Annotated in this window: 10 protein-coding genes; 8 read left to right on the forward strand and 2 right to left on the reverse strand. The window is 38.6% G+C overall.

Annotation, left to right across the window (positions count from 1 at the left end; translation table 11 throughout):
- A partial coding sequence (locus HZA77_13465) for an SBBP repeat-containing protein (GenBank protein MBI5376436.1) occupies positions 1–2303 on the reverse strand: 2303 nt, incomplete at its 3' end.
- 290 nt (positions 2304–2593) lie between these two features.
- On the opposite strand from HZA77_13465, the gene HZA77_13470 reads away from it, so the two are divergent.
- Positions 2594–3781: a glycosyltransferase family 9 protein gene (locus tag HZA77_13470; GenBank protein ID MBI5376437.1), complete on the forward strand. Its 1188-nt coding sequence runs from the start codon at positions 2594–2596 to the stop codon at positions 3779–3781.
- A gap of 9 nt (positions 3782–3790) precedes the next feature.
- Here the strand turns inward: HZA77_13470 and HZA77_13475 are convergent, their stop codons facing one another.
- The gene (locus tag HZA77_13475; GenBank protein ID MBI5376438.1) at positions 3791–4933 is read right to left on the reverse strand and encodes an SGNH/GDSL hydrolase family protein; all 1143 of its coding nucleotides are present in this window, start codon (positions 4931–4933) and stop codon (positions 3791–3793) included.
- Between the two features lie 187 nt (positions 4934–5120).
- Between HZA77_13475 and HZA77_13480 the strand changes: the two genes are divergently transcribed.
- The 7 genes from HZA77_13480 to HZA77_13510 are packed head-to-tail and all read left to right on the forward strand — an operon-like array spanning position 5121 to position 14320.
- Entirely contained in the window at positions 5121–5873 is a 753-nt protein-coding gene (locus HZA77_13480) for a class I SAM-dependent methyltransferase (GenBank protein MBI5376439.1), read from the forward strand.
- A gap of 1 nt (position 5874) precedes the next feature.
- Positions 5875–7413, forward strand: coding sequence for an oligosaccharide flippase family protein (locus tag HZA77_13485; GenBank protein MBI5376440.1), 1539 nt, complete (start codon positions 5875–5877; stop codon positions 7411–7413).
- Positions 7414–7435: 22 nt separating this feature from the next.
- On the forward strand, positions 7436–8179 hold the full coding sequence (locus HZA77_13490) for a glycosyltransferase family 2 protein (GenBank protein ID MBI5376441.1): 744 nt from the start codon (positions 7436–7438) through the stop codon (positions 8177–8179).
- A 13-nt stretch (positions 8180–8192) separates the two neighbouring features.
- Positions 8193–8537: a DUF2304 domain-containing protein gene (locus tag HZA77_13495; GenBank protein ID MBI5376442.1), complete on the forward strand. Its 345-nt coding sequence runs from the start codon at positions 8193–8195 to the stop codon at positions 8535–8537.
- Entirely contained in the window at positions 8534–10546 is a 2013-nt protein-coding gene (locus tag HZA77_13500) for a tetratricopeptide repeat protein (GenBank protein MBI5376443.1), read from the forward strand. Before HZA77_13495 ends, HZA77_13500 begins: the two co-directional genes overlap by 4 nt.
- Positions 10546–12201: a hypothetical protein gene (locus HZA77_13505; protein ID MBI5376444.1), complete on the forward strand. Its 1656-nt coding sequence runs from the start codon at positions 10546–10548 to the stop codon at positions 12199–12201. Before HZA77_13500 ends, HZA77_13505 begins: the two co-directional genes overlap by 1 nt.
- Complete coding sequence (locus tag HZA77_13510; protein MBI5376445.1) at positions 12188–14320, forward strand: tetratricopeptide repeat protein; 2133 nt, start codon at positions 12188–12190, stop codon at positions 14318–14320. The genes HZA77_13505 and HZA77_13510 overlap by 14 nt, the downstream gene beginning before the upstream one ends.
- The last annotated feature ends 52 nt before the right edge of the window (positions 14321–14372 follow it).

Consider the following 14372-nt stretch of genomic DNA (forward strand, 5'->3'; position numbering starts at 1 on the left):
ACTTTATTATCGGTGAATTTGTAGGAAGCGCCCTTAGTTGAGCTTCCTTTTGAATGGATGATATTTTTATTTATCTTTTTGTATGGCCCTTCTTCAGATTCACTGCGAAGAATGTTAAAACCAATATTGTCGATTTCTGTTTCGGTTTGCCATTTTAATTGGACTGAGCTCTCCTTCAATCTTGCAGTGAATGATACGAGAGTGATGGCCGAGGAAGTTCCTGTTCCGGCACTTAAATTGTTATCGAATTTGGAGACAAAACAATCATTGCTGCCGTTAGATAAAGTATTATATGCTCCATTTGTTGAAGGATAGGGATAAGTTCCATACGATGACAAAGTATCACCAGCGATAAAAATATTTCCGTTTGAATCTACTGCAATGCCATAAGCAACTTCACTATCGTTTCCACCTATTAAAGTTGAGGCAATAATAGAGCTTAATGTACTGTCTAACTTTGATACAAAAACATCATAAGAACCGTTAAAAGAAGTATCATAGCTGGACATTGTAGTTGGGAAAATAGATGATAAGGTTTTACCTGTAACAAAAACATTTCCTATAGAATCAATAGCTATTCCCTTTCCTTCACTTCCAGAATATAGCCCTCCAATGAATGTGGATGCAAGAAGAGAGCTTAAGGTATTGTCTAATTTCGATACGAAAACACCTCCGCTTGGTGGATTAGATGCTGTCCCTGCAATATAAATATTTCCAACTGAATCTATTGTCATGGCACTTGCCTCATATCCATTAATGAATGTGGATGCAAGAAGAGAGCTTAAGGTATTGTTTAATTTTGATACGAAAACACCACCGGAAGTATTATAGGCCCCTATTGTAGTTGGAAAGTCAGATGATTCATTTCTTCCTGTCAAAAAAACATTCCCAGAATTATCTATCTTTAAGGCAAAAGCATATTCGTCGTAATTTCCTCCAATGAATGTGGACGCAAGAAGAGAGCTTAAAGTGCTATCAAGTTTTGATACAAAAACATCACCACCATACGCTGAGCCATCATTAAATGAAGTATCATAGGCACCTTCTGTAGTTGGAAAATCAGCTGATGCAGTTTCTCCTGCCACAAAAACATTTTCTGATGAATCTACGGCTATGGCAAAGCCTATACTATAGCCGTCTCTTCCTATTAATGTTGAAGAAAGAAGGTTGCTTAATGTATTGTCAAGTTTGGAAACAAAAATAGTATAAAAATAGCTGCCACTATTTGAGTTATCATAAGCATTCTCAGTTATAGGGTAATTATGTGATGAGGTTCCTCCTGTCACAAAAACATTTCCTGAAGGATCTATAGTCATGGCAGAAGCAGCTTCGTCATTGTTACCACCAATAAATGTCGATGCAAGCAGGGTGCTTAACGTATTATCTATCTTTGATACAAAAATATCACCATAAGAGTAACCGCCATTATATGATGGATCATAAGCGTCTTGTGCGGGGAAACCAGATGAATTAGTTCTTCCTGAAACAAAAACGTTTCCTGAAGGATCAATATTAATACAAGTAGCTCCATCAGATGCACTTCCTCCAATAAAAGTCGATGCCAGAAGCGGGTCGATAATAAGAGGATAACTTTTATTATAAGATGCAACCTGAAAACCGTATGAAAGTGAAGAGCCAATTATAAAATCAGCTTCTACTTCAACTTTCTTTCCCTCAATTTCCTGATAAGCAAAGGGTTTAGTGAATTTAACAGTGCCAACCGCTGTTTCAATTTCAAGTTCTCCACTTTCATTTACTGTAATATTTTCAGCACCTTCAAATTTGAGTTTTATGTCTTCAACATCTCCGCATTCATTGACATAAAACAATTTTTCAACATTCTTACCATACGCTTTAAGCTTAAGCTCTATGCCTTCATAAACTTCACCTAAATTAACACTTTCCCATGTTGGGATTCCGGTCTTCCATTCATCTTTGCTGCCGACGAAGTAATTGACCTGTGTTGCAGATTTGCTTTCGCCTTTAATATTTGTCTTCGTTGCACCTATAATGGTTTCTTTCAGTGTAACCATTTGATACGTTTTTTCATCTCCCTTCTGATTAGAGCTATCTTCCTTTACCAGCCCATATATAATTTGACCCTCATCAGTCACATACACATTTCCTGCAAATGTGCTGGCATAAAATTTTGCAGCTTTGTCTTTAATGTGCCCCTTGTTTTCAATAAAAGGAATTTGCAACCTGGCAGACTTTTCCACAATGGTAGTTTTGTCAGGCAGTGTGCTGGCATAGGAAATAGTTGCTAATATAAAAATTGATAAAAATAAAAGAATTTTCTTCATATTTATATTTTATCTCCTGAAAAAAGATTTTATAGTCTATTGAGAGTAGCTAAATATAGCAAATAGTGAAAATAGCCATGAAAAAGTTTCTTAAGTCATCTATATGTCAATATTAAATATCATAGACCAAATATGTCAAATATGATTTTTTTTCATTACGCTAATTAGAAAAATGTACGTAAGTTCCGGTCCAGGAAATAAATTGTGCGATTAATCTTTGTTACCTTTAATTATGGTGTTGGGTATAATATAAATTTAATATCCTGATTTTACGGTTTATAGAGATGACATTGAAAAAGAACAAATACCAATACATGCGCGGTTCTTACAAATTAATCGCCATTGTCACTGATTTTGTTGGCGGTGCGATACTCTCTTTTTTCCGGTTTTTCATAAAAAAAAGAAGCCTCCCTGTGAATCCGCAGCGTATCGCTGTATTCAGAATGGACAAGCTCGGGGATGTTGTTCTTTCAATCCCTGCGATAAGGGGGATAAAGAAGCTTTTTCCTGCTGCTGAGATGACACTCCTGATTTCCGGCATGGCGGAAGACATATTCAGATACGAAAGAAATTCTTATAAGATCATAACATACGATGGAATTTTAAATTGCTACATGACAGGGTCAAAAAGAGAAATCCCGATTTTACATGATATTAAAAACGCTCTGCTGTTGCTCAGGGAACTGAGGGAGAAAAAATTCGATCTCGCAGTTATCTTGCGAGGCGATATCTTTACCAATATGCTTGTATTTATGAGCAGGATACCTTCGCGGATAGGGTTTGGGAATGAAGGAGGATATTTTTTTCTTACAGACATTATCCCCTTATCTCAATCAAGATACCATGAACTGGAGCGGATGGAGGATGTCCTCAGATTCCTCGGAGAAAAAGAGCCCGAATGTAAGATGGGGATTTCTCTTTCTGATGCTGAGAATGAAGCTGTAGGTAGGCTTTTGCGGGAGAATAATCTGGATAACAGCTTATCCTATTCAGTGATTTCTCCCTTTACAGGGCACAAATGGAATACATGGGATGCGGACAGGTTTCTAAAACTTGCTCGAAGGCTGAGAGATGAAGCAGGGCTTACTGTAATAATGACAGGCTCAGAAGGAGAAAAAAAGGGGATAGAGAATCTGATTGGCGGCGAAATGGCAATGCACAATTTTGCCGGAAAAACTTCGCTCCTTGAGTTTGTGGCACTCCTGAAAAGAGCAAAACTATTTGTCGGCAATGACAGCGGGCCGGTCCATCTTGCAGTATCATCCGATGTGCCGGCAGTTCAGCTTTTCGGGCCAGGCGACATGAGAAGGTTTGCCCATAGAGGGGGGAGAAACGCTGTTCTTTTCAAAGAAACCTGCTCGCTTCACCCCTGTACTATAAAAGAATGCAAGGTGCCTGAAAAATGGTGCATGAATGAGATAACGGTTGATGGGGTTTTCGATGCATGTATGGCAGTCCTGAATAAGCATCTCAAATAAAAAAAAGATTTACTTCAGTAATCCTTTCTCTGACAAAAAACCATAAAGATCTTGAGCTACCAGCTTATGTCCTTCATTGTTCCAGTGCATGTCTGCGGGAAGAAATAAGTGTGTTTTTTGTTCTTCCATCCTCTGTTTGTCAAGGAGGTCAAAAAAAACGATATTATTTCCCTTTGCAAAATCCTTAATCTCATCATTTATTTTTGTTATGCTGTAGTCCTGAGGATTCTGGTGATATGATTTGAGCCAGTCGTACCATACTTTCTCTATTACCTGCATATTGTGTGGAATTATCATGATCAGTGTTTCTGCCCCTTTTTGCATTGAAAGGTCAGAAATTTTTTTAAGATACCCTTCTGTTTTATCATAAGCGTCCTTGATTTCAGGTGGAAGCTCTTTGAGATAGAGCATCATGTCAAGAGGAGGCTTTACATAGCGATTCCTCATTACATACCGGGCAAGTCCTGTCTTATACATCAATTCCTGTGTTCTCTCCTCTAGAAATTCATAAGCCTGGCTATGCCTTTCCATGAAGTTTTTTTCTTTTTCAATTGCGTTATGCTTTTGATTGTCAAACAGATAGCCGTTTTTCACGATATAATGATTAAGTGCTCCTATCATTACATCCGTTATGTCATTTTCAACATAGAATCCCACAATTACCAGGTCTGGTTTTAGCTTATCTATCCATTCTTCAAGAAAGTAGAATTCCTGATCTGTGCCGTATCCCTGAACGCCTGCGTTTAGAACTTCATATTTTCTGCTTTTGTCCCCTTCGTTCAGCAATATTTCAAGTTGTTTTGGGAAAGTATCTTCCATTTCAACACCTGAACCGAAAGTGAAAGAATCTCCGAGAACAAGTATCCTGTAGACATTATCTTTTTTCTCTCCATATTCATAATCCCTTAAGCCTATTGAGTTGGTTTTGGCTTTTGATATAAGATGATTTTCTTGGTCGAGAAAAAACCCTCTGAAATTAGGAGCAAGCTTGTAGCTTCTTTTAGCATCGGGTATATTAAGGCCATAGGGATGGGGAATATACTGGGATTTGAACTTGTAAAATATCCTGACTCCTGTTTCAATAAGAAGGAAAGATATAAAAAGAGAAAGAACTGCCAGAAAAGTGTTTTGAACTTTCTTTATTTTAAACATGGCGTTGTGACATTATACTCCTTGTATAATTCAAATTAACAATATTAATCTGTTAAAAAGTCAATATTTATTTTTGTTGATTACCTATATGCGAAACGAGAAATGTAAGATTTGTGGTTCAGGTAACTTAAATAAAACCGGTAATACCGTACTTCAAGATTTCTTTAAATGCGGGGAATGCGGTGTAATGTTTAATGCTTTCCGGGGTTCAGGCAGATATGATGGCACGGAAGATGGGAACGAAAAGTACTCTTCAGTAGCAGAGGATATAAGGATTTTTCAAAAAAAACTTTTTAGATGGCGTTTTAATAGTATTCTTTCTCAGCTTCCAATAGGGAAATTGCTGGATATCGGGTGTTCCACCGGATGTTTTATTGAGGTGGGGAAGGAGTTTGGGTGGGAGACTGCCGGGATAGATGTAAGCGAAGAGGCATGTGCTGTTGCAGGAAAAATTGACGGTGCAAGAGTAAGTTGCGGTATTCTTGAAGAATCGAAATTCGGGGATGGAGAGTTTTCTCTGATAAATATGTCGCACCTTCTTGAGCACATAGGAGAACCGCACGTCTTCATGAAAGAGGTAAACCGTGTATTAAGCCCGCAGGGTGCAGTGCTGATAGAAGTTCCAAATGAACGTTTCTTTTTAGCAAGGGTATTAATTTACTCAATACTTGGCAGAGTGTTTAAAGGGTTAACATATAAACCTGATGAAAATCACATTTTCTACTATACGCCCGCTTCACTCAGGATACTTATTGAGTCTTCAGGGTTTAAAGTAATATCATTAAAAGTAGAAGGTTTTTCAAGGCCGGGCAGATATGAGATGACAACAAGGGGAATGGGGAAATCCGCTCAAATATTTTTAAAAGCTCTTTCATTAATAAAGGCAGATGAACTTATAGGAATGGGGCACTATATCGTTGCCCTGGCAGTCAAAGGATAATATGTCAGAGAAAAGAGCTGATAACACTGGTCTGGATACAAAACATGGTATGGGGAAAAATGCCTATTATACGTCGGTGGGTATTTTTCTCTCCTCCTTTTTTGGTTCTCTTACCTATTATTTCATAGGGAGGTATTTCGGTGCAGGGGCAATCACCGATGCTTTTTTTGCAGTGAATGTAATCTGGCTTTTTTTTCTGACCTTCGCATCTACATTTCGTTATACGCTTTCTGCAATGCTCTCGGCAGACCTGGATCATGAAGTATTCAGGGAAAGGCTCGGAGAATCTCTTTTAACAGTCATTTATATTACATTGCCACTGTGCATTCTTCTGTTTGTTTTCAGCCGTGAAGCAGCTATGCTTGCAGGCATTGGTTTTAATGAGGAACAGCTTAATATAGTCTCTTTAATGCTGAAATTCATGGTGCCGGGGCTTGTTTTTATGTTTGCAGGTTTTGTTTTTTCCGCAGCCCTTGGAGCACGCGGCATATTTTCCGTTCCTGCCGCTGCCATAGCAGTTGTGAATGCGGTGTGTTTTTTGTTTTTGGTCGTCTTTAGAAACTCATTTGGAATATATTCTGTCATTGCTGGAATGGTTGCAGGTTATTTGATTTCCTTTGCGATAGTTTTTGTAAAGTCTGTCCAATGCCGGTTTTTGCCAAAATTCAGGAAGCTTACAATGTCTGATTTGCGTGTAATAACGACTCCCATAGTTACAGGATCTGCAATATACATGTTCAATGAGATAAACTATTGGATACTTCAGAGCTACTCAAGTGTGTTCGAGAAGGGGACCCCGAGCATTTTTGCCTATTCATCTACAATAGCGGCTTTCATAATTTATATTATATCATTTCCCATTTCAGTTGTGTCTGTTCCGTCAATGGTCAGAAAGGCAGATGAGATAGAAAAATATATAAAAGGGTGTTTAAGATTCAATGCCCTCTTTACAGTTCCGGTGGCTATATCGTTCTTCTTCATGGCAACGCCTGCGGTTGCCTTTTTCTTCGGTGATACTTTTTCGCCGCGGCAGATTGAAGTTTTCTCATTTCTCGTAAAGGCCTATATGCCGGTCGTTATAATCGGCGGAGTCTGTCTCCAGCTTTTTTCTCTTTTCTTTGCCATGAATGAAGGAAAACATCTTTTTATATCAGGAGCAGTCAGTGTTCCTGTGAACCTTATTGTTCTATTTTTATTCAGGGATAGTTTAGGAGTATATACTCTTGCTGCTGCACAGCTCGCCTACACGCTTGCCATAGTGATCTATCTTGTTGCTGTGATGAGAATGAAGGGAATGGTGATAAAATATATCCCTTCATCTGTTTTTCCTCCTGATGTTTCACTTTATGGGTTAATATCTTTAGGGATTGTATGGTATGTTTTCAGGGGTGTGGAAGCTTCTATAACCGGTATGACGACAGGCGGGTTTTTTAAGATTTCATCAGCATGGATTATTTATTTTTTATTATACGGAATAATGATCAGGTTTTTAAGCCCTGCTAAATACGGGGAACTTGTTAGTATTATACGGAAGAGCTGAAAAGGAAATATAAATAAGCGATATGAATGACAATATGAATGATAAAATAATCGATTCAGGTAAGAAGCTTTGTATCATAATTCCGGCTTACAACGAGGAACGAAATATTGCCGGTGTCATCAAAGCTGTGAGGAATGCTTTACCGGAGGGGACGATAGTTGTTGTCAACGATGGATCGAAAGATAAGACTGCCGAAACTGCAATCTCTCATGGGGCGACAGTGCTAAGTCTTCCGGTTAATGTTGGATATGGTGCTGCGCTTCAGACAGGTTTTAAGTATTCCCTTAAGAATGGGTTCCGGTTTTCACTTATCATGGATGCTGATGGCCAGCACATCGCTGAAGAGGCACATAAAGTGCTGACTCCAGTAATGCAGGGAATCGCGGACCTTGCCGTAGGTTCAAGATATTCTGGAGATAATGTATACCGCGGTTCTATGATAAGGATGTTGGGCTCCCTTATTTTTTCAAAGCTTGCCTCGTGGTCTTTAGGTTTTAAGGTTACTGACCCTACTTCCGGCTTCCAGGCAATGAACAGAAGGACTATTGAGTTTTTCTGCTCCCCTGTTTACCCTTCTGATTTTCCTGATGCAGATATCCTTATAGCGACCAAGAGGGCAGGGCTTAAAATTGTTGAGGTTCCGGTAAAGATGCTTCCTCCTGCAGGGGGGAAATCAATGCATTCTGGGCTTAAACCTTTTTATTATATATTTAAGATGTTTTTTTCTATATTTGTAACGTTTCTGAGAAAAGACACTGCAAATTAACAGGAGGGTATGAATGCCGCTGACACAAAAAATATTTGCCCTTGTCGTAAGTGTGCTTATCCTGATCGTAATAGTTGAGCTTGTAAGGCGCAGGAGATTAAGAGAGGAATATTCTTTTTTATGGATCATTACCGGCATAACATTGATAATCCTTTCCCTCTGGTACAGGCTTCTCGTTTTTATCACTCACGCCATCGGGGCGGTGCTTCCGACTTCTACGCTTTTTCTTTTTGGTCTGCTCTTTCTGGTTATGATAAGCCTCCATTTCTCAGTCAAGATATCTAAGCTTACTGACCAGCTTAAGGATGTTGCACAGGAGGTGGCCATACTAAAAGCAAGTCTTGACGACAGGAAATGAGTCCCGGCATAAAAAAAACATTGCTACATGAGAGTTGGAAATATCTCCTTTTAGTTATCCTTGCAGCCGCAGTTTACGGAGGTACTCTTAATTATCCATTCCAGTATGATGACTGGGGATCAATAATCAATAACAGGAGCATCACTTCCATGGCACACCCGGAAGAGATTTTCTCCTTTGATCCTACGCGGCCTGTTGTCAATCTCTCTTATGCGGTTAACTACTTTATTGGCGCAACGGATCCTGCGCTATACAGGACATTCAACATCATTGTTCACGTATTGAATTCTGCTTTGCTTTACATACTCTTCGTAAACATAGCTGAAGCAGAAGGATACGCGATTTCAAGGAATGCTTTATTTTTTTGTGCTTCTATTTTCCTTGTCCAGCCTGTGCAGATAGAGTCGGTAACTTATGTGAGCAGCAGGTCTGAGCTTCTTTCATTTCTCTTTGTGACAGCGTCGTGGATTCTGTTCTTAAAAGCGGAAAATGAAAAACTTAAAATTCCGCTCTATGCGGTATCATTGTTTTTCTTTCTGATGGCTCTTTTTTCAAAGGAAAGGGCTGTTGTCTTCCCCATAATATTACTGGCATACATTTGGGTATTCCGGACAGGGAAGGCTGGGATGGTAAAGCGTTCCCTTCTTTCTTTGGCTCCATTTGTCGCAGTTACTCTTGCCTATTCTTTCTATAGGTTAAAATTTGCCTCAAGCGCCGAAGAGCAGAAAAGTATGATGAGGGAACCGTTAGAGCAGGCTTCAGGAATGCTTGAATCAATGCGAACTTACCTTAGGCTGCTTTTTTTCCCTGTAAATCAGAACATAGACCATACTATAGGAACACCTCATGGATTTGCCCTTGCAGCGGAAATAACGGTTCTCGCTGTAGTTATATCTTTTCTCATATGGCTTATAAAGAAGAGATATGACCATCCATTCATTCTTTTTGGGTCTATGATGTTCATTATTCCCCTTCTTCCTAATATTATTATTCCTTTAAAAGATATTATGTCTGAACGGTGGCTTTATATGTCTGTTTCAGGGGTTTCGTTTGCAGTCATAGAGGTTGCTATTTTGCGGACAAAACTTCAACGCGGGGTTTTCATGAAGTGTATCTTGTATGCGGGAATTGCGGTTATTATTTTATTTGCTGCCCTTGCGGCAAAGAGAAACATGGTTTGGGCAAGTGAAATCTCTCTTTGGGAAGATGCAGCAAAAAAGTCCCCTCTTAAAGCAAGGCCGCGGAATAATCTTGGCTACTGTTACGGCAAAGCCGGGGATATATTCAAAGCCCGTGAAGAACTTCAATATGCTTTAAAGCTTGATCCGGGCTATGCTCTTTCCTATTTTAACCTCGGTTTACTTGATGCATCTGAAGGACACATGGATGACGCCCTCAATAATTACATTAAAGCTTATGATATGGGAAATACCATGAAAGAAAATCTATTTAATATAGGGATGATCTATGCACGTAAAGGTCAATATGATATGGCAGAAAAGTGGCTAAGAAGAGTTTTAGACGGAAACCCTGATTATGAACCTGCCCTTGAGAATTTAGCGGAGCTGCTGTATCATTCTAAAAGGAACGATGAGGCAGTAAGAATTACTGGAAAGCTTGAAGGTCTTGGGATTTTCAGCGTTGAACTCGAGAGAAAAAAAGGAGATGTTTTTTTTGCTGCCGGTAAAAATGCGACAGCGAGGGAAATTTATTTGAGCTGTCTTAAAAAGGATCCCGGGGATATAGGTTCCCTCCTCGGGTTGGCTAACACTTATCAGGTTGATGGGGACCCGGAGAGCCTGAATAAGGCGCTTGGTATTTACAGGGAGGCATTGGGTATTAATAAAAATATTTATGAGGCATACGGTAATATGGCGCTTGTTTTATTAAAGATGGGAAACAGGGATGAGGCTGTAACAAGCCTTCAAAAACTTCTCTCCATAAAACCTGATGACTCAAGGGCAGCTTCAGTTTTAAAATCCATTCAATCAGGGTCATCAAAAAAATAATGATTACAGAAAGCTTGGAATTTGTCAGGAGGAAGAGTGTATTTCTGGCTATCCTTGCGATCATAGTCTTTCTTATCTATTCCATAAGCCTTGATGCTCCTTTCCACTATGATGATGAAAGGGTCATATACAAAGACAAGAGCATAAGGTCTCTGGATATTCAGGATATCTTTAAAGCAAATCCTTTTCGCTTTCTGCTTACCCTTTCATTCGCACTCAATTATCATTTTTCCGCTCTTTCCACTTCAGGATACAGAATTGTGAATATTCTGATCCATATTGCCAATGTTATTTTTCTTTATCTTCTCATACTGAAGCTTCAGCCCCATCTTTTGAAAGAATATGAGATAAAAGAGCCTGCTTCGCCTGCCTTCTTATGTTCAATTTTTTTTGCATTAAGCCCTGTCATGGTTGAATCTGTTACATACATATCAAGCAGGTCTGAAATTCTTTGTGCCTTTTTTATTTTCCCTTCTTTTTATTTTTTGATTTGTTTTCTTGAAAAGGAAAAAAACCTTTATCTTGCAGCTTCTGTATTTTTTTATATTGCGGCAACCCTTACTAAGGAAAGGGGAGCAATGCTCTTTTTTCTTCTGCCTGTCGCAGTTTTTTGTATTAATGGCACGAAAAAACTTAAACAGTCTTTTTTGTCACTTGCCCCATTTCTTGTTATGGCATGTGTCTATATGTTTTACAGGAAATATGCCAGAGGAGACAGCTTAAGTACAGGCTTTGTGACAGATTCATATCTTCATTTTCTTTTACAGGCTGAAGCTTCCCTGAAGAATTTTAGAACCGTCCTTCTGCCGGTAAACCTAAGCATCTTTTACTGGTTTTTTAATCCGCAGAGTTTCTTTGAATTCAGTGCATCAGGGCATTTATTGCTTTTTGTATTTTCAATCTTTTTTTCCATATTGATTGCGCCAAAAAAGATATGGGTGATTTTCTTCTGGTGCTGGTATTTTATATTTCTTTCTCCCAATATCATTTTCCCATTTCAGGATATTATGGCTGACCGGTGGCTTTATCTTCCTTCTGCGGGCATCTACAGTATATTCTCTTTTTTTGTATATTGGCTTTTCAGAAAGGAACAATTCTCCAAAACTGCGGTTATCATTGCAGTTATAATATCTTTCTGTTTTGTAGGTATGACAATTGACAGGAACAGGGTATGGAAAAGCGGTGTTACTCTCTGGGAAGATACTGTGAAAAAAGCTTTTCTTTCTCCGCGAACGCACAACAATTATGGAGTCGCACTTGCAACCAGCGGAAAAATTAAAGAGTCAATAAGGGAGTTTCAGATATCTCTGGAAATTAACAAATGGTATTCTCCTGCATGGTCAAACCTTGCCAAAGCTTATCGCACTGAAGGAAACGAGGAGGAGATGCTGAAAGCAACAAGCGCCCTTGTAGATTGCGGTGAATACTATGTAAAGCAGGGGGCGTATAAAGAGGCTGTCATGTCTTATAATTCGGTTCTTGAATATGTCCCTGACTCCATTGCTGCGATGGGTAATCTTGCAACAATTTACATCATCATTGGAAATAACGACCTGGGAAGGAAGTATCTTATGAAATTGCTTGAAATTGCACCTGACAACAAAGCTGCAAGAGAAATGCTCTCACGTATTGGCGAGGGGAATGGAACTGATTAAAAAATTTATATTCCCCATAATCATTGTTGCGGCAGTTTCTTTCGCTTATTTCAATTCCCTCAGGGTTCCTTTCATCTATGATGACCTTAAGGCAGTAATGGGAAATTACGGGATTAGGACTTTTGACCCGGTTAAAATATTTGTTGCCTATCCTAACCGTTCATTCAATGATTTGACATTCAGTCTGAACTATCTTTTCAACAGATTTAACCCTCTTTGGTATCATATAGGAAACATTGTAATCCATATATTGAATGGATTTGCTTTTCTGCTGCTTCTTAAAAAGATTCCGGGATTCGATTCAAAAAGGGCTTTTTGTGCTGCAATGATTTTTCTGTTAAACCCTGTAAACGTTGAGTCTGTTACATATATTTCCAGCAGGTCGGGAATGTTAAGCGCATTGTTTATGATGCTTGGCCTTTTTTTCTTCATTGATTCAAAGCTCGTCATTTCCCTTATATTCTTCGGGGTATCTGCTTTAAGCAAAGAATGGGGGTTGGTCTTTCCCTTTATGCTTATTGCATATCTTTATATTTATAAAAGACCCGGGAATAAATCTGAACTATTCAGCTTTATAAAATCCATGATTCCAGCAATTATTTTCTGGTGCTTGATCTTTTCCCTGAGAAAATTTCAGGAAGGGACGTTTCTCAAAGAAGAGCTTTCAAAGGGTTATTTTAAACATATTCTTACCCACATAAATGCTTCGGTTGAATATGTAAGGCTCCTTTTGTTCCCATTCAATCTTAATGTTGATCATTATTACCCGCTTGTGCAGGATCCTACGATTATTACTTTCTTCGGTTTCCTCTTAATAGCCGGTGCTTTTTTCATTGCTGTCTCAGAAAGGTTTGAGAGCGGAATAAGATTTTTCATATTGGTCTACTTTATTTCATTTTTCCCCGTTGTCTTCGTGACTTTAAGCGATATACTCGTTGAACGATGGCTTTATGTCCCTTCGATGGCTTTTGCGGCAATAGTTGTTCTTGTCTTCGGGAAATTATTCAGTTCTTCGGTGAAAACAAAAAGACAGAATATTTTTGAAATTTGTTTTTATCTGGTGGTTTTTATTTCTCTACTTTCTCTTACCGTCAATAGAAACAATATATGGGTAAATGAAATCCGTTTATGGCAGGATTCTGTGAAGAAATCTCCTTTAAAGTCCAGGCCTTATAATAATCTTGGCGTGTGTCTCCTTGATCTCGGATATGAAAGTGAAGCGGAAAAAATCTTTTATAAAGCCATTGACCTTGAAAAAGATGGTTATATCCCCTATTCGAATCTGGGGCTTATTTATGGCAAGAGGAGAGATTATAAAAATGCTGCTCAAATGCTCAGGAAATCAATTGAACTCAAGCCTGATAATGCATTTGCCCATAATAACCTTGGCAATGTTTACAAGGAACTTGGGGATTTAAAATCTGCTTATAAAGAATATACTAAGGCAATTGAGCTTGAGAAGAATTACGCTGATGCCTATGGAAATCTTGCTATTTTGTACGAAATTCAAGGCAGAAAAGATCTTGCCATAGAGGCTTTAAAAAAGGCTTTTGAGATTGAACCGAACAAATATGAGTGGCTGAACCATTTGGGAGTCATTTATCTTGAAATCAGCAACTTCAAAGAGGCTCTGGATACATTCGATAAGGGGTTGAAATCATTCCCTGATAATCCTGAACTGAGAAATAATAAGGGAATCACTTATATGAAGCTCAAGAATCTGGAGAGTGCGCTTAATGAATTTAATCTTGCTTTAAAAGTAAACCCTGCTTTCATAAATGCCATTCTTAACAAAGGAACTGCATTGAAAGAATTGGGTCGTATTGATGAAGCAGTTGATGCTTTTCTTGCTTCCGATAGAGTAAATGGGAATCTTCCTGCTGTAAAGTTTAACATCGCACATCTTTATTATTTAAAGGGGATGTATGACGAATCTGAGAAATGGTTCAGGAAACTTTTACGTTTGGACCAGAAGTCATTTGAAGCTTATGAATATCTCGGAAGAATAGAAAATATACGTGGAAACAGGGAAGAGGCCATAAAGAATCTGGAAGAGGCAATACGATATGGTGATACGAAAAATGATATAAAAGAGATGCTTTCTTCCCTGAAAAAATAGTGATGGTTCACAGATTATACCTGGTAGGATTTCTAAAATATAATTATATCTG

It is taken from the genome of Candidatus Schekmanbacteria bacterium (genome assembly GCA_016219965.1).
Lineage (GTDB): Bacteria > Schekmanbacteria > GWA2-38-11 > GWA2-38-11 > J061 > JACRJM01.

What these genes read in the sequence shown, in the direction of transcription:
- HZA77_13480 (MBI5376439.1), top strand. Translation starts at nt 5,121, where the DNA reads ATGTTTAATGCTTTCCGGGGTTCAGGCAGATATGATGGCACGGAAGAT.
- HZA77_13485 (MBI5376440.1), top strand. Translation starts at nt 5,875, where the DNA reads ATGTCAGAGAAAAGAGCTGATAACACTGGTCTGGATACAAAACATGGT.
- HZA77_13495 (MBI5376442.1), top strand. Translation starts at nt 8,193, where the DNA reads ATGCCGCTGACACAAAAAATATTTGCCCTTGTCGTAAGTGTGCTTATC.
- HZA77_13500 (MBI5376443.1), top strand. Translation starts at nt 8,534, where the DNA reads ATGAGTCCCGGCATAAAAAAAACATTGCTACATGAGAGTTGGAAATAT.
- HZA77_13505 (MBI5376444.1), top strand. Translation starts at nt 10,546, where the DNA reads ATGATTACAGAAAGCTTGGAATTTGTCAGGAGGAAGAGTGTATTTCTG.
- HZA77_13490 (MBI5376441.1), top strand. Translation starts at nt 7,436, where the DNA reads ATGAATGACAATATGAATGATAAAATAATCGATTCAGGTAAGAAGCTT.
- HZA77_13475 (MBI5376438.1), bottom strand. Translation starts at nt 4,933, where the DNA reads ATGTTTAAAATAAAGAAAGTTCAAAACACTTTTCTGGCAGTTCTTTCT.
- HZA77_13510 (MBI5376445.1), top strand. Translation starts at nt 12,188, where the DNA reads ATGGAACTGATTAAAAAATTTATATTCCCCATAATCATTGTTGCGGCA.